General features: G+C 56.8%; 16 protein-coding genes. 14 read left to right on the top strand and 2 right to left on the bottom strand.

The annotated features are described in order from the left end of the window. Nucleotides 1-7: 7 nt before the first annotated feature. Both EDF81_RS21900 and EDF81_RS21895 read right to left on the bottom strand, forming a co-directional pair. On the bottom strand, nt 8-1,162 hold the full coding sequence (locus tag EDF81_RS21900; RefSeq protein ID WP_184999578.1) for an alpha/beta fold hydrolase: 1,155 nt from the start codon (nt 1,160-1,162) through the stop codon (nt 8-10). Nucleotides 1,163-1,244: 82 nt separating this feature from the next. After that, entirely contained in the window at nt 1,245-1,829 is a 585-nt protein-coding gene (locus tag EDF81_RS21895; RefSeq protein ID WP_123350357.1) for a nucleoside triphosphate pyrophosphatase, read from the bottom strand. Nucleotides 1,830-1,971: 142 nt separating this feature from the next. On the opposite strand from EDF81_RS21895, the gene yceD reads away from it, so the two are divergent. The 14 genes from yceD to ptsG all read left to right on the top strand — a co-directional run bounded on the left by yceD (nt 1,972) and on the right by ptsG (nt 14,404). Continuing rightward, nucleotides 1,972-2,493 (top strand): 23S rRNA accumulation protein YceD, encoded by a 522-nt coding sequence (gene yceD / locus EDF81_RS21890; RefSeq protein ID WP_123350282.1) that lies wholly within the window; start codon nt 1,972-1,974, stop codon nt 2,491-2,493. A 53-nt stretch (nt 2,494-2,546) separates the two neighbouring features. Next, nucleotides 2,547-2,720 carry a 50S ribosomal protein L32 gene (rpmF, locus tag EDF81_RS21885; protein WP_006819481.1) on the top strand — a complete coding sequence of 58 codons (174 nt, stop codon included), beginning with the start codon at nt 2,547-2,549 and terminating at the stop codon, nt 2,718-2,720. Between the two features lie 79 nt (nt 2,721-2,799). Then, nucleotides 2,800-3,873 (top strand): phosphate acyltransferase PlsX, encoded by a 1,074-nt coding sequence (gene plsX, locus EDF81_RS21880; RefSeq protein ID WP_123350281.1) that lies wholly within the window; start codon nt 2,800-2,802, stop codon nt 3,871-3,873. A 6-nt stretch (nt 3,874-3,879) separates the two neighbouring features. Then, entirely contained in the window at nt 3,880-4,833 is a 954-nt protein-coding gene (locus EDF81_RS21875) for a beta-ketoacyl-ACP synthase III (protein ID WP_123350280.1), read from the top strand. 15 nt (nt 4,834-4,848) lie between these two features. Then, entirely contained in the window at nt 4,849-5,778 is a 930-nt protein-coding gene (fabD, locus tag EDF81_RS21870) for an ACP S-malonyltransferase (protein ID WP_123350279.1), read from the top strand. A gap of 12 nt (nt 5,779-5,790) precedes the next feature. Then, nucleotides 5,791-6,525, top strand: coding sequence for a 3-oxoacyl-ACP reductase FabG (gene fabG, locus EDF81_RS21865; protein ID WP_123350278.1), 735 nt, complete (start codon nt 5,791-5,793; stop codon nt 6,523-6,525). A 153-nt stretch (nt 6,526-6,678) separates the two neighbouring features. Continuing rightward, the gene (gene acpP, locus EDF81_RS21860; protein WP_004157115.1) at nt 6,679-6,915 is read left to right on the top strand and encodes an acyl carrier protein; all 237 of its coding nucleotides are present in this window, start codon (nt 6,679-6,681) and stop codon (nt 6,913-6,915) included. 86 nt (nt 6,916-7,001) lie between these two features. Further along, nucleotides 7,002-8,243: a beta-ketoacyl-ACP synthase II gene (gene fabF / locus EDF81_RS21855; protein WP_123350277.1), complete on the top strand. Its 1,242-nt coding sequence runs from the start codon at nt 7,002-7,004 to the stop codon at nt 8,241-8,243. A 76-nt stretch (nt 8,244-8,319) separates the two neighbouring features. Continuing rightward, on the top strand, nt 8,320-9,135 hold the full coding sequence (pabC, locus tag EDF81_RS21850) for an aminodeoxychorismate lyase (RefSeq protein ID WP_123350276.1): 816 nt from the start codon (nt 8,320-8,322) through the stop codon (nt 9,133-9,135). Further along, a complete protein-coding gene (yceG, locus tag EDF81_RS21845) occupies nt 9,132-10,154 on the top strand; it encodes a cell division protein YceG (RefSeq protein ID WP_123350275.1) in 1,023 nt (340 codons plus the stop codon). The genes pabC and yceG overlap by 4 nt, the downstream gene beginning before the upstream one ends. Continuing rightward, nucleotides 10,144-10,785 carry a dTMP kinase gene (tmk, locus tag EDF81_RS21840; RefSeq protein WP_123350274.1) on the top strand — a complete coding sequence of 214 codons (642 nt, stop codon included), beginning with the start codon at nt 10,144-10,146 and terminating at the stop codon, nt 10,783-10,785. The genes yceG and tmk overlap by 11 nt, the downstream gene beginning before the upstream one ends. Beyond that, a complete protein-coding gene (gene holB, locus EDF81_RS21835; protein ID WP_123350273.1) occupies nt 10,782-11,789 on the top strand; it encodes a DNA polymerase III subunit delta' in 1,008 nt (335 codons plus the stop codon). Before tmk ends, holB begins: the two co-directional genes overlap by 4 nt. 10 nt (nt 11,790-11,799) lie before the next feature. Further along, nucleotides 11,800-12,594, top strand: coding sequence for a metal-dependent hydrolase (locus tag EDF81_RS21830; RefSeq protein ID WP_123350272.1), 795 nt, complete (start codon nt 11,800-11,802; stop codon nt 12,592-12,594). 376 nt (nt 12,595-12,970) lie between these two features. Beyond that, nucleotides 12,971-14,404 (top strand): PTS glucose transporter subunit IIBC, encoded by a 1,434-nt coding sequence (ptsG, locus tag EDF81_RS21825; RefSeq protein WP_123350271.1) that lies wholly within the window; start codon nt 12,971-12,973, stop codon nt 14,402-14,404. Nucleotide 14,405: the final 1 nt, after the last annotated feature.

Genomic DNA, 14,405 nt, shown 5'->3' with positions numbered 1-14,405 from the left:
CTTCAACTCAGGGTTTAAGCCACTTATCCAGCCAGGGGAAGACCTCGTCCTGCTGCTGCTGATAAAACACGTGGCCCAGATCCGGCCAGCTACGGGTGATCAGCTTATCCTGCGCCTGCTGTGACGCCCACACCTTATGCACCTTGTTAAAGGCTTCCTCGACCGCCTGGGGCGGGAACAGTTTATCCTGGCCGCCGCTGTAGATAAGCATTGGCTTCGGCGCGGCGATACTGGCGATATCCGGAATATCCAGTCTTGCCGACACGCCAGGATGCAGCATATAAAACGCCGACTGCCCGCGCAGGACATTGTTGCCCGGCTGCATCAGTCCGTTCCAGGTGCCGAACCAGGAGATTACCGCCGTCGCGGCAACCTTCTCTGAGAGGGCTGCCAGCTGCCAGGCGCGATAGCCGCCCATTGAAAAGCCCAGCACGCCAATACGCGTTTTATCGATGCCCGGGAGACCGGCAAGGAAATCGACGGTGCGCATATCTTCGTAGGCCACTTCGCCCGCCAGAGAGCGACCGAGGTTAAAATAGTTACTGGCCAGCGCCTGCTGCTGTTCATAAACCATCGGGCCACGATCGCCCCAGCCGGTGCTGTCGATAGCGATCACCACATAGCCACGTTTTGCCAGTTCATCCCCGACAAAGCGACCGCTGAAAAACTTATCTGCCCAGGCCTGCGCGCTGGCGAGCTTCGCAGGATCCTGCCAGGGACGGATCATCTTCTCTTTGCCAATATCGAATTTTGAACCGTGATCGTGGAGCAGCACGATAGCCGGATGCGGGCCGGGTGATTTTGGCGTCAGCATCAGGGCCGCAATGCGATTGTCATCGGTAATATTGAGGGCCAGCTTTTGGGCGGTATAGCTGCCGCGATCCTCCTCAGAGAGGGTTTGCGGCGAGAAGGGGCGGGTAGATTCTGGCGTTAGCAGCGCCTGGCGCAGGATCTGGCGGCTGTGGCTCTGCCAGGCGGAAAAATCGCTGTACTGGCCCGAGAGCCAGGAGTCCGGGTAGCGCATCTGCGTCTTGAGTGCCTGCCAGCTGGCAGGGAGATTACCTTCAACCACGCCCTGCGTTTGCCAGCTATCCTGAGCGCAGGCGACGCTGGCACCCAGCAGGCCGAGGGCCAGCGCCCAGTGATGGGAAGCTTTCATCATCTCTCCTTAAATTAAAACGACGTTTTAATATCAAGGAGGACTCTACGTGCTGCTTAAAAAAGAAACTGTGATCGGTAAAGCATTAGCTTAACAAGGGGTTACGCTCTTCCCGCCGCAGCATCTGGCACAGCGCGATCAGCGGCAGGCCAATCAGCGTATTGGGATCGCGTCCTTCCAGCCGTTCAAACAGGGCGATCCCCAGGCCTTCGCACTTAAAACTGCCCGCACAGTGGAGGGGACGTTCTTTACGCACGTAGTCATCGATTTCCTGCTCGCTTAGGTGGCGGAAATGGACGTCGAAGGGTTCACATTCGGTTTGTAACGCCCCGGTGGCGGAGTTATACAGCGCCAGGCCCGTATAGAAGGTCACGATATTGCCGCTGGCGAGGCTGAGCTGTCGGCGCGCATTTTCCTCCGTTTTTGGCTTGCCGGTGATTTCACCGCCGAGCAGACACACCTGATCGCTGCCAATGATTAAGTGCTGCGGGTAGCGTTCAGCCATCGCCTGGGCTTTGGCCTGCGCCAGGCGCAGTACCAGGTGGCGGGGGGATTCGCCGTCGTGCGGGGTTTCATCAACCTCCGGGGCCACGCACTCAAAAGGCAGCCCCAGTTTTTCCAGCAGCTGACGGCGAAACGGAGAAGTGGAAGCAAGAACCAGATTCGTCATATTTTTTTCGCTCACATATAGCGTATTGGATTGCGTCATTTTAAACTACTGGCCGCAATGTGTGCGAATAACTGGCGAAAGGCAACCTCAGGCTGCCTTTTTCTTTGACTCTATGACGTTACGAAGTTAATATGCGCGCCCTATGCAAAAGGTAAAATTACCCCTGACTCTTGATCCGGTTCGCACGGCTCAAAAACGCCTCGATTACCAGGGTGTCTACTCTGGCGATCAGGCTGAGCGTGTCACGGCTTCAGTCGTCAGTGTGGACAGTGATGTGGAATGCGAGATGTCATTCGCTATCGATAACCAACGCCTCGCGGTCATTACCGGTGATGCGAAGGTATCGGTAACACTGGCATGTCAGCGTTGCGGGAAACCGTTCCCTTATCATGTCCACACAACCTATTGTTTCAGTCCGATTCGTTCACGCGAGCAGGCTGAAGCACTACCGGAAGCGTACGAACCGATTGAGGTTAACGAATTCGGTGAAATCGATCTGCTGGCGCTGGTAGAAGATGAAATCATCCTCTCCCTGCCGGTAGTTCCGGTGCATGATTCTGAACACTGTGAAGTGTCCGAGGCGGACATGGTCTTTGGCGAATTGCCTGATGAAGCGCAAAAACCAAACCCATTTGCCGTATTAGCCAGCTTAAAGCGTAAGTAATAGGTATTTCCCCGGTATAAACGGGGATGAACCGTAATTGAGGAGTAAGGTCCATGGCCGTACAACAAAATAAACCAACCCGTTCCAAACGTGGCATGCGTCGTTCTCATGACGCTCTGACCGCAGTCACCAGCCTGTCTGTAGACAAAACTTCTGGTGAAACCCACCTGCGTCACCACATGACTGCCGACGGTTTCTACCGCGGTCGCAAGGTCATCACTAAGTAATCACGCGTATGCGTGGTGAAGCTTAGTGAGGATTTCCCCGCTCACGCGGGGAATGACCTGACCAGGCAGCGATGATACTTTGACACGTCTAACCCTGGCGTTAGATGTCATGGGAGGGGATTCTGGACCTTCCGTGACGGTGCCTGCAGCACTGCAGGCACTGGATTCTAATCCGCAACTCACACTTCTTTTAGTCGGCGATCCCGACACAATCACGCCATTACTTGCCAGAGCAGATTTCGAACAACGTTCACGTCTGCAGATTATCCCTGCGCAATCGGTGATTGCTGGTGATGCGCGTCCGTCGCAGGCAATACGCGCAAGCCGCGGGACCTCGATGCGTGTGGCGCTGGAAATGGTAAAAGAAGGGCGGGCTGAGGCCTGCGTGAGTGCGGGGAATACCGGGGCGCTGATGGGGCTGGCTAAGCTGCTCCTCAGGCCTATTGAAGGGATTGAGCGCCCGGCGCTGGTGACGATTTTACCGCACCAGCAGAAAGGGAAAACGGTCGTGCTCGACCTCGGCGCAAACCTCGACTGCGACAGCAGTATGCTGGTGCAGTTTGCGGTGATGGGGTCGGTGCTGGCGGAAGAGGTCGTGGGGATGAACCACCCGCGCGTCGCCCTGCTCAATATTGGCGAAGAAGAGAATAAAGGTCATGACGCGATTCGTGACGCTTCTGCGCGACTGAAAACGGTTTCTTCGATTAACTACATCGGTTATCTGGAAGCGAATGAACTGCTGACCGGGAAAACCGATGTGCTGGTTTGTGACGGATTTACGGGAAACGTCACATTAAAAACCATGGAAGGGGTTGTCAGACTCTTTCTTTCACTGCTGAAATCTCAGGGTGAGGGGAAAAAAAGGTCGTGGTGGCTGTGGTTATTAAAACGTTGGTTACAAAAAAGCCTGGCAAGGCGATTCGGTCACCTCAACCCCGACCAGTATAATGGCGCCTGTCTGTTAGGATTGCGCGGCACGGTGGTGAAGAGCCACGGTGCGGCCAATCAGCGAGCGTTTGCCGTCGCGATTGAACAGGCAGTGCAGGCGGTGCAGCGGCAGGTTCCCCAGCGGATTGCCGCTCGCCTGGAATTGTTATATCCAGCCGGTTTCGGGCAAAGTGAAACGGCGGGTATGTTACCCAAGAGTGACTGAGCGTACATGTACACGAAGATTATTGGTACCGGCAGCTATCTGCCCGAGCAAGTGCGAACTAACGCCGATCTGGAAAAAATGGTCGAAACGACCGACGAGTGGATTGTCACCCGTACGGGCATCCGTGAACGCCGTATTGCAGCAGCGGATGAAACCGTTGCGACGATGGGCTTTGAAGCGGCTAAACGTGCGCTGGAAATGGCGGGCGTTGATAAAGACCAGGTGGGTCTGATCATCGTGGCGACCACTTCTGCGACCCATGCTTTCCCGAGCGCGGCCTGTCAGGTTCAGGCGATGCTGGAAATCAAAGGCTGCCCGGCGTTTGACGTGGCGGCGGCCTGTGCCGGTTTTACCTACGCGTTAAGCGTGGCCGATATGTACGTGAAATCCGGCGCGGTTAAACATGCGCTGGTCATCGGCGCCGACGTGCTGGCGCGGACTTGTAATCCGGAAGATCGCGGCACTATCATTATTTTCGGTGATGGCGCAGGCGCTGTGCTGCTGGGCGCTTCCGAGGAGCCAGGCATTATTTCGACTCACCTGCATGCCGACGGCAGCTACGGTGAGCTGTTGACGCTGCCGAATATCGACCGCGTTAACCCGGAAAACCCGACCTTCCTGACGATGGCCGGTAACGAAGTCTTTAAAGTGGCTGTCACCGAGCTGGCGCATATTGTTGATGAGACGCTGGCGGCGAATAATCTCGATCGCAGCGAGCTGGACTGGCTGGTGCCGCATCAGGCGAACCTGCGCATTATCAGCGCGACCGCCAGAAAGCTCGGGATGTCGATGGACAACGTCGTTGTCACCCTCGATCGCCACGGTAATACGTCTGCCGCGTCGGTGCCTAGTGCGCTGGACGAAGCGGTGCGTGATGGACGAATTAAACCAGGTCAGCTGGTACTGCTTGAGGCCTTTGGTGGCGGGTTCACCTGGGGTTCTGCGCTGGTTCGTTTCTAACTAAGGATTTAAAAGATGACGCAATTTGCATTTGTGTTTCCGGGACAGGGTTCCCAGACCGTTGGGATGCTGTCGGACATCGCGGCAGAATACCCGATTGTGACAGAAACTTTTGCTGAGGCTTCGGCCGCGCTGGGTTACGATCTCTGGGCGCTGACCCAGCAGGGTCCGGCGGAAGAACTGAACAAAACCTGGCAGACTCAGCCTGCGCTGCTGACCGCTTCCGTGGCGCTGTACCGTGTCTGGGAACAGCAGGGCGGTAAAGCGCCTGCTCTGCTGGCAGGTCATAGCCTGGGTGAATACTCTGCGCTGGTTTGCGCCGGGGTGATCCCGTTCGCCGACGCCGTTCGCCTGGTCGAACTGCGCGGTAAATTTATGCAGGAAGCCGTGCCGGAAGGCACCGGCGCGATGTCAGCGATTATCGGTCTTGATGATGCTGCTATCGCGAAAGCCTGCGAAGAGTCTGCCGAAGGGCAGGTTGTCTCTCCGGTGAACTTTAACTCGCCGGGCCAGGTGGTTATCGCCGGCAATAAAGAAGCCGTTGAGCGTGCAGGCGCTGCCTGTAAAGCTGCAGGCGCTAAACGTGCGCTGCCGCTGCCGGTCAGCGTGCCGTCTCACTGTGCGCTGATGAAGCCTGCCGCTGAGAAACTGGCCGTTGAACTGAACAAAATCACCTTCAGCGCTCCGACCATTCCGGTGGTGAACAACGTTGACGTGAAGTGTGAAACCACGCCTGAGGCTATCCGCGATGCGCTGGTGCGCCAGCTCTATAGCCCGGTGCAGTGGACGAAGAGCGTTGAATTTATGGCCTCCCAGGGTGTCGAACACCTGTATGAAGTGGGACCGGGTAAAGTACTGACCGGCCTGACCAAACGTATTGTAGATACCCTGACCGCAGCGGCCATTAATGAGCCAGCAGCGCTGTCAGCGGCACTTGCGCAATAAAAGAGGAACACCATGAGTTTTGAAGGAAAAATCGCGCTGGTTACCGGTGCAAGCCGCGGTATTGGCCGTGCTATCGCTGAAACCCTCGTTGCGCGTGGCGCAAAAGTTATCGGTACTGCCACCAGCGAAAGCGGCGCGCAGGCGATTAGCGAGTATTTAGGGGCGAACGGTAAAGGTCTGGCGTTAAACGTGACCGATCCGGCGTCTATCGACTCTGTGCTTGAAACCATCCGTGCGGAATTTGGCGAAGTGGATATTCTGGTGAACAACGCCGGGATCACACGCGACAATCTGCTGATGCGTATGAAAGACGATGAGTGGAACGATATTCTGGAAACCAACCTGTCATCGGTTTTCCGTCTGTCAAAAGCGGTAATGCGGGCTATGATGAAAAAGCGTCATGGCCGTATTATCACTATCGGTTCTGTGGTTGGTACCATGGGAAATGCCGGTCAGGCCAACTACGCTGCGGCGAAGGCGGGTCTTATCGGTTTCAGTAAATCGCTGGCGCGTGAAGTCGCGTCTCGCGGTATTACGGTGAACGTTGTTGCTCCGGGCTTTATTGAAACGGACATGACGCGTGCGCTCTCTGACGAGCAGCGTGCGGGTATTCTGGCGCAGGTTCCTGCGGGTCGCCTCGGCGGCGCTCAGGAAATCGCCAGCGCGGTTGCATTTTTAGCCTCTGACGAAGCAGCTTACATCTCTGGTGAGACGTTGCACGTCAATGGCGGGATGTATATGGTCTAATCCGCGATAAAACATTTGCGTTATTTGGGCGAATAGCCGCAAAATAGCGTAAAATCGTGGTAAGACCTGCCGGGATTTAGTTGCAAATTTTTCAACATTTTATACACTACGAAAACCATCGCGAAAGCGAGTTTTGATAGGAAATTTAAGAGTATGAGCACTATCGAAGAACGCGTTAAGAAAATTATCGGCGAGCAGCTGGGCGTTAAGCAGGAAGAAGTTGTAAACACCGCTTCCTTCGTTGAGGACCTGGGCGCTGATTCTCTTGACACTGTTGAGCTGGTAATGGCTCTGGAAGAAGAGTTTGATACTGAGATTCCGGACGAAGAAGCTGAGAAAATCACCACCGTTCAGGCTGCCATTGATTACATCAACGGTCACCAGGCGTAAGTGAACATCTCCAGGCGGTCATTCGACCGCCTGAGTTTTATCTGATTCTCCCATAAGTCTCTTTTTTCCCTCCCTGGAGGACAAACGTGTCTAAGCGTCGTGTAGTTGTGACCGGACTGGGCATGTTGTCTCCTGTCGGCAATACCGTAGAGTCTACCTGGAAAGCTCTCCTTGCCGGTCAGAGTGGCATCAGCCTGATCGACCATTTCGATACTACCGCCTATGCAACGAAATTTGCTGGCTTAGTAAAGGATTTTAACTGTGATGACATTATCTCGCGCAAAGAACAGCGCAAGATGGATGCCTTCATTCAATATGGAATTGTCGCCGGTGTCCAGGCCATGCATGATTCTGGTCTTGAGATCACAGAAGAGAACGCCACGCGTATCGGTGCCGCTATCGGCTCCGGCATTGGCGGTCTTGGCTTAATTGAAGAAAACCATGCTTCGCTGGTGCAGGGCGGTCCGCGTAAAATCAGTCCGTTCTTCGTACCCTCGACGATTGTTAATATGGTCGCTGGCCATCTGACAATTATGTTCGGCCTGCGTGGTCCGAGCATCTCTATCGCGACAGCCTGTACCTCCGGTGTGCATAACATCGGCCAGGCCGCGCGGATGATCGCCTATGGCGACGCCGATGCGATGGTGGCAGGTGGCGCAGAAAAAGCCAGTACCCCGCTTGGCGTGGGTGGCTTTGGTGCAGCGCGTGCGCTCTCTACCCATAATGAAAATCCGCAGGCGGCAAGCCGTCCGTGGGATAAAGATCGCGACGGCTTCGTGCTGGGCGACGGTGCGGGTATGGTGGTACTCGAAGAGTACGAGCACGCGAAAAAACGCGGCGCGAAAATCTATGCTGAACTGGTCGGTTTTGGTATGAGCAGCGATGCTTACCATATGACCTCTCCGCCGGAAAACGGCGCGGGTGCGGCACTGGCGATGGTCAATGCGCTGCGTGATGCCGGCGTTACGCCATCTCAGGTTGGCTACGTCAACGCCCACGGCACCTCGACCCCGGCAGGCGACAAAGCCGAAGCCCAGGCGGTGAAGTCCGTATTTGGTGCGGAAGCCAGCCGCGTGCTGGTCAGCTCCACCAAATCGATGACCGGGCACCTGCTGGGTGCGGCGGGCGCGGTAGAGTCAATCTACTCGATCCTTGCCCTGCGCGATCAGGCCGTTCCGCCAACCATCAACCTGGATAACCCGGATGAAGGTTGCGATCTGGACTTCGTCCCGCACGAAGCGCGTCAGGTCAGCGGAATGGAGTACACCCTGTGTAACTCCTTCGGCTTCGGTGGCACCAACGGTTCTCTGATCTTTAAAAAGATCTGATCCCGTCGGTATGCAGCCCAGAAAGGCCCGGTTTCCGGGCCTTTCTGCTATATGCAGCTTGTGTTCAGGAGCCTCTATGTTCTTTATTAACGGCAAACCGCAGAACGAACTTCCGGCTGACGACCGCGCCACCCAGTTTGGCGATGGCTGTTTCACTACCGCCAGGGTGACGGAAGGGCAGATCCACCTCCTGTCGGCGCATCTGCAGCGGCTGCGCGATGCCTGCCAGCGTCTGATGATCCCCTTTACCGAATGGTCTGCGTTAGAGCAGGAGATGGTTTCTTACGCCTGCGAACATCAGCAGGCCGTGCTGAAGGTGTTGCTCAGTCGCGGCAGCGGCGGACGTGGCTACAGCGGCAGCGCCTGCGTTCAGCCGACGCGGATGCTGAGCATTTCCGCCTGGCCATCCCACTATGCACGCTGGCGTGAAGAGGGCATTACCCTGACGCTCAGTCCTGTCAGGCTGGGGCGGAATCCGCTGCTTGCCGGGATCAAACATCTTAACCGGCTCGAACAGGTACTGATCCGTGCCCATCTTGAGCAGACGGAAGCCGATGATGCCCTGGTGCTTGACAGCGACGGGTGGCTTACGGAATGCTGTGCCGCGAATATATTCTGGCGACAGGGTAACGCCGTTTTTACCCCGCGGCTCGATCAGGCGGGCGTTAACGGTATTATGCGTCAGCACTGTATCCAGCTGCTGGCAGGATCGCATTTTGACGTGCGGGAAGTTAACGCGCCGGTCTCGGCCCTGGCAGAGGCCGATGAGGTGATTGTCTGTAATGCGCTGATGCCGGTGATCCCCGTCAGGGCGTACGGCGCGCAGCGCTGGACTTCCCGCGAGCTGTACCACTTTTTGGCCCCTCGTTGTGAGCAGTTGATTGCGTTATGAAAAAACTATTACGTCTGATTTTTGTATTGTTAATCCTCGCCGGTATCGCTGCTGGCGTGGGCGTATGGAAAGTGCGCCAGATGGCAGACAGCGCGCTGCTGATTAAAGAAGAGACGATTTTCAGCCTGAAAGCCGGGACCGGACGTCTGGCCCTGGGCGAACAGCTTTATGCTGAGAAAGTCATCAACCGGCCGCGGGTCTTCCAGTGGCTACTGCGCGTCGAGCCGGATTTAGCGAATTTTAAAGCCGGAACCTATCGCCTGACGCCAGATATGACCGTTCGCGAGATGCTTCTGCTGCTGGAGAGCGGCAAAGAGGCCCAGTTCCCGCTGCGGCTGGTTGAAGGCATGCGTCTGAGCGACTATCTCCGCCAGCTGCGCGATGCGCCCTGGGTGACCCATACGCTGAAAGATGACAGCTATGCAACGGTTGCCGAGGCGCTGAAGTTTGAGCATCCTGAGTGGGTCGAAGGCTGGTTCTGGCCGGATACCTGGATGTATACCGCCCATACTACCGACGTGGCGCTGCTGAAACGCGCCCACGACAAGATGGTTTCTGCCGTCAATAAGACCTGGGAAGGGCGTGCGGAAGGTCTGCCGTACAAAGACCAGAATGAGCTGGTCACCATGGCGTCAATTATTGAAAAAGAGACGGCGGTAGCCAGCGAGCGCGACCGCGTGGCCTCGGTGTTTATCAACCGTCTGCGCCTGGGGATGCGTCTGCAAACCGACCCCACCGTCATCTACGGAATGGGCGAACGCTATCAGGGCAGGCTGTCGCGTAAAGACCTGGAGACGCCAACCGCGTACAATACCTATGTGATTGGCGGAATGCCGCCGGGTCCGATTGCCGCGCCGGGCGCGGCATCCCTGCAGGCTGCCGCACACCCGGCGAAAACGCCGTATCTCTATTTTGTTGCCGACGGTAAAGGCGGCCACACGTTTAATACCAATCTTGCCAGCCATAACCAGTCTGTGCGGGATTATCTGAAAGTACTTAAGGAAAAAAATGGCCAGTAACTACATCGTCATTGAAGGCCTGGAAGGCGCGGGAAAAACCACGGCGCGTAACACCGTGGTGGAGACGCTTCAACAGCTGGGCATTCAGGATCTGGTCTTTACCCGCGAGCCGGGCGGCACCGTGCTGGCCGAAAAGCTGCGCAGCCTGGTGCTGGACATTCGCTCTACCGGGGATGAGGTCATTGTCGATAAAGCGGAAGTGCTGATGTTTTATGCCGCCCGCGTTCAACTGGTCGAGACGGTGATCAAACCGGCGCTGGCGAAGGGAGAGTGGGTGATTGGCGACCGTCATGATCTCTCGACCCAGGCCTATCAGGGCGGCGGACGCGGAATCGACCGGCAGATGCTCTCAACGCTGCGCGATGCGGTGCTGGGGGATTTCCGCCCGAATCTGACCCTCTATCTGGATGTGACCCCGGAAGTGGGCCTGAAACGCGCCCGCGCCCGTGGTGAGCTGGATCGCATTGAGCAGGAGTCTTATGACTTCTTCCATCGTACCCGCGCCCGCTATCTGGAACTGGCGGAGCAGGATGATTCCATTCGTACCATCGATGCCACCCAGCCGCTGGAGAACGTGATGGCGGATATCCGTCAGACGGTGACCGCCTGGGTGCAGGAGCAGGGCGCATGAAATGGTATCCGTGGCTACGGCCCGATTTTGAGCAGCTGATCGCCAGCTACCAGGCCGGACGCGGACACCATGCGCTGATGATCCAGGCGCTGCCCGGAATGGGTGAAGATGCCCTGATTTATGCGATTGCCCGCTATCTGATGTGCCAGACGCCGCAGGATAATAAAAGCTGCGGACACTGCCATAGCTGTCAGCTAATGCAGGCGGGAACGCATCCCGATTACTACGTGATGGCCCCGGAGAAAGGCAAGGCGACGTTGGGCGTGGATGCCGTGCGTGAAATCGGCGAAAAAATGTATGAGCACGCCAGGCTTGGCGGAGCGAAGGTGGTCTGGATCCAGAATGCCGAACTGCTGACCGATGCAGCCGCTAACGCCCTGCTGAAAACCCTTGAAGAACCACCGGCTAACAGCTGGTTTTTCCTCGCCTGCCGTGAACCGGCGCGTTTGCTGGCGACCCTGCGCAGCCGCTGCCGCTGGCATCATCTGGCACCGCCCGCTGAGTCTTATGCGCAGGCCTGGCTGGCCCGTGAAGCGCCGACGATGACAGGTGAGGCGCAGCTGACCGCGCTGCGCTTGTGCGGCGGTTCGCCGGGTGCGGCGCTGGCGCTGCTGACGGCAGGAGGATGGAACCAGCGACAGCAGCTCTGTCAGGCGCTGGACGGTACGCTGGACAGCGGGGACTGGCTGGCACTGTTACCGGCCCTGAACCATGATAATGCCGCAGAGCGTCTTCACTGGCTGGCTTCACTGCTGCTGGATGCGATCAAAGCGCGGCAGCGTATTACCCTGCTGAGCAATGCAGATGCGGTTCCTCTGGTGAACCGGCTGGCACAGCAGATGTCGGATACCGTCCTGCGGCTGCTGATGCAGCAGGCCTGTGAGCACCGGGAACAGCTGCTGAGCGTTAGCGGCCTGAACCGGGAGCTTGTCCTGACCGAACAGTTATTAAACTGGGAGCACTACCTGCAACCGGGCGCGGTGCTTCCTGTATCCCACCTTTGAGAGAGACATCATGTTTTTAGTCGACTCCCACTGCCATCTCGATGGCCTGGATTATCAATCTTTACATCAAAACGTTGATGACGTGCTGGCGAAAGCCGCCGCCCGCGACGTTAAGTTCTGCCTGGCGGTCGCCACGACCCTGCCGGGCTATCGTGCAATGCGCGAGCTGGTCGGTGAGCGTCCCGACGTTGCGTTCTCCTGCGGCGTACACCCGCTGAATCAGGATGAAGACTACGCGTTTGAGGATCTGCGCCGTCTGGCGGCGGAAGAGGGCGTGGTGGCGATGGGTGAAACCGGCCTTGATTATTTCTACACGCCGGAAACAAAAGCCCGTCAGCAGGAATCTTTCCGTCAGCATATCCGTATTGGCCGCGAGCTGAACAAGCCGGTGATTGTGCATACCCGCGACGCCCGCGCCGACACGCTGGATATTCTGCGTGAGGAAAAGGTGACCGACTGCGGCGGCGTGCTGCACTGCTTTACCGAGGATCGGGAAACGGCAGGTAAGCTGCTGGATATGGGTTTCTATATCTCTTTCTCCGGTATCGTGACCTTCCGCAACGCTGAACAACTGCGTGATGCGGCGCGCTACGTGCCGCTGGATCGCCTGCTGGTGGAAACCGACTCCCCGTATCTGGCGCCGGTTCCCCATCGCGGCAAAGAGAACCAGCCGGCGATGGTGCGCGACGTGGCTGAGTATATGGCCGTGCTGAAAGGCGTCTCTCTGGACGCGCTGGCGCAGCAGACCAGCGAAAACTTCTCCCGCCTGTTCCATGTAGACCTCTCCCGCCTGCAATCCGCCTGAAGATTACGGTTATTTCAAGGCTCGTAATTAATAATTAAAGCGAGTAGAGTTCACCGCCATGAAAGTGGCGGTGAAGGATACCGTTTAAGCGAATTTCGACTACTTTTGTATCTGTATGAAAGTTTTACGTCTGGGGCTAGCTGAAACGTGATAGCCGTCAAACAAACTTTCAGGTAATTATTTTACTCTGTGTAATAAATAAAGGACGCTCAGATGTCCTGTCCACGGCGAGGTTCTCCCCCCTCGCCAATGCGTAAAAAGCATGAAAAATACACCACGTTATTCGCGCTGGCACAAAACGGCATGACGCAGCCGACAGCGGGCTAAGGCGAAGGACAACGTGTAAAAGCACAAATACTCAGGAGCACTCTCAATTATGTTTAAGAATGCATTTGCTAACCTGCAGAAGGTCGGTAAATCGCTGATGCTGCCGGTTTCCGTACTGCCGATCGCAGGTATCCTGCTCGGCGTCGGTTCCGCAAACTTCAGCTGGCTGCCAGCCGTTGTTTCCCACGTTATGGCCGAAGCGGGCGGTTCCGTTTTTGCCAACATGCCGCTGATCTTCGCAATCGGCGTGGCGCTGGGCTTTACCAATAACGACGGTGTATCCGGCCTGGCTGCGGTTGTGGCCTACGGCATCATGGTGAAAACCATGGCCGTGGTTGCGCCGCTGGTGCTGCAGTTACCGGCAGAAGAGATCGCCGCTAAGCACCTCGCTGATACCGGTGTTCTCGGCGGGATTATCGCCGGTTCTATTGCGGCCTATATGTTCAACCGCTTCTACCGTATCAAGCTGCCTGAGTATCTGGGCTTCTTCGCCGGCAAGCGCTTTGTACCGATTATCTCCGGTATGACCGCTATCGTCTTCGGCGTAGTGCTGTCCTTTATCTGGCCGCCGATTGGTTCCGCTATCCAGACCTTCTCCCAGTGGGCTGCTTACCAGAACCCGGTTGTGGCTTTCGGTATCTACGGTTTCGTAGAACGTAGCCTGGTGCCGTTCGGTCTGCACCATATCTGGAACGTTCCTTTCCAGATGCAGATCGGTGAGTTCACCAACGCGGCCGGTCAGGTCTTCCACGGCGATATTCCTCGCTATATGGCAGGCGACCCGACTGCGGGCATGCTGTCCGGTGGCTTCCTGTTCAAAATGTACGGTCTGCCGGCAGCGGCTATCGCTATCTGGCACTCTGCGAAACCGGAAAACCGCGCCAAAGTGGGCGGGATCATGATCTCCGCCGCGCTGACCTCGTTCCTGACCGGTATTACCGAGCCGATCGAGTTCTCCTTTATGTTCGTGGCGCCGATCCTGTACGGGATCCATGCCATCCTGGCCGGTCTGGCCTTCCCGATTGCTATCCTGCTGGGTATGCGTGACGGGACGTCCTTCTCCCACGGTCTGATCGACTTTATCGTGCTCAGCGGCAACGGCAGCAAGCTCTGGCTGTTCCCGATTGTGGGTCTCGGCTATGCGGCTATTTACTACACCGTATTCCGCGTGCTGATCAAGGCGCTGGATCTGAAAACCCCGGGCCGTGAAGAAGCAACCGACGATGCGAAAACCACTGGCTCCAGTGAAATGGCTCCGGCTCTGGTTTCTGCCTTCGGCGGTAAAGAGAACATCACCAACCTCGACGCCTGTATTACGCGTCTGCGCGTCAGCGTAGCCGACGTGGCGAAAGTGGATCAGGCTGGCCTGAAGAAACTGGGTGCGGCGGGTGTGGTTGTTGCAGGCTCCGGCGTTCAGGCGATTTTCGGTACGAAATCCGATAACCTGAAAACCGAGATGGATGAGTACATCCGCAACAACTGAT

The organism is Enterobacter sp. BIGb0383, from assembly GCF_003751845.1.
Taxonomy (GTDB): domain Bacteria; phylum Pseudomonadota; class Gammaproteobacteria; order Enterobacterales; family Enterobacteriaceae; genus BIGb0383.
The sequence above is the reverse complement of the archived record's forward strand: the minus strand, read 5'-3'. Positions and strand labels throughout refer to the sequence as shown.

Excerpts from the sequence above, each read along its gene's own strand:
- EDF81_RS21900 (WP_184999578.1), bottom strand. The coding sequence starts at position 1,162 with ATGATGAAAGCTTCCCATCACTGGGCGCTGGCCCTCGGCCTGCTGGGT.
- EDF81_RS21895 (WP_123350357.1), bottom strand. The coding sequence starts at position 1,829 with ATGACGAATCTGGTTCTTGCTTCCACTTCTCCGTTTCGCCGTCAGCTG.
- yceD (WP_123350282.1), top strand. The coding sequence starts at position 1,972 with ATGCAAAAGGTAAAATTACCCCTGACTCTTGATCCGGTTCGCACGGCT.
- rpmF (WP_006819481.1), top strand. The coding sequence starts at position 2,547 with ATGGCCGTACAACAAAATAAACCAACCCGTTCCAAACGTGGCATGCGT.
- EDF81_RS21875 (WP_123350280.1), top strand. The coding sequence starts at position 3,880 with ATGTACACGAAGATTATTGGTACCGGCAGCTATCTGCCCGAGCAAGTG.
- fabD (WP_123350279.1), top strand. The coding sequence starts at position 4,849 with ATGACGCAATTTGCATTTGTGTTTCCGGGACAGGGTTCCCAGACCGTT.
- fabG (WP_123350278.1), top strand. The coding sequence starts at position 5,791 with ATGAGTTTTGAAGGAAAAATCGCGCTGGTTACCGGTGCAAGCCGCGGT.
- acpP (WP_004157115.1), top strand. The coding sequence starts at position 6,679 with ATGAGCACTATCGAAGAACGCGTTAAGAAAATTATCGGCGAGCAGCTG.
- pabC (WP_123350276.1), top strand. The coding sequence starts at position 8,320 with ATGTTCTTTATTAACGGCAAACCGCAGAACGAACTTCCGGCTGACGAC.
- yceG (WP_123350275.1), top strand. The coding sequence starts at position 9,132 with ATGAAAAAACTATTACGTCTGATTTTTGTATTGTTAATCCTCGCCGGT.
- tmk (WP_123350274.1), top strand. The coding sequence starts at position 10,144 with ATGGCCAGTAACTACATCGTCATTGAAGGCCTGGAAGGCGCGGGAAAA.
- holB (WP_123350273.1), top strand. The coding sequence starts at position 10,782 with ATGAAATGGTATCCGTGGCTACGGCCCGATTTTGAGCAGCTGATCGCC.
- EDF81_RS21830 (WP_123350272.1), top strand. The coding sequence starts at position 11,800 with ATGTTTTTAGTCGACTCCCACTGCCATCTCGATGGCCTGGATTATCAA.
- ptsG (WP_123350271.1), top strand. The coding sequence starts at position 12,971 with ATGTTTAAGAATGCATTTGCTAACCTGCAGAAGGTCGGTAAATCGCTG.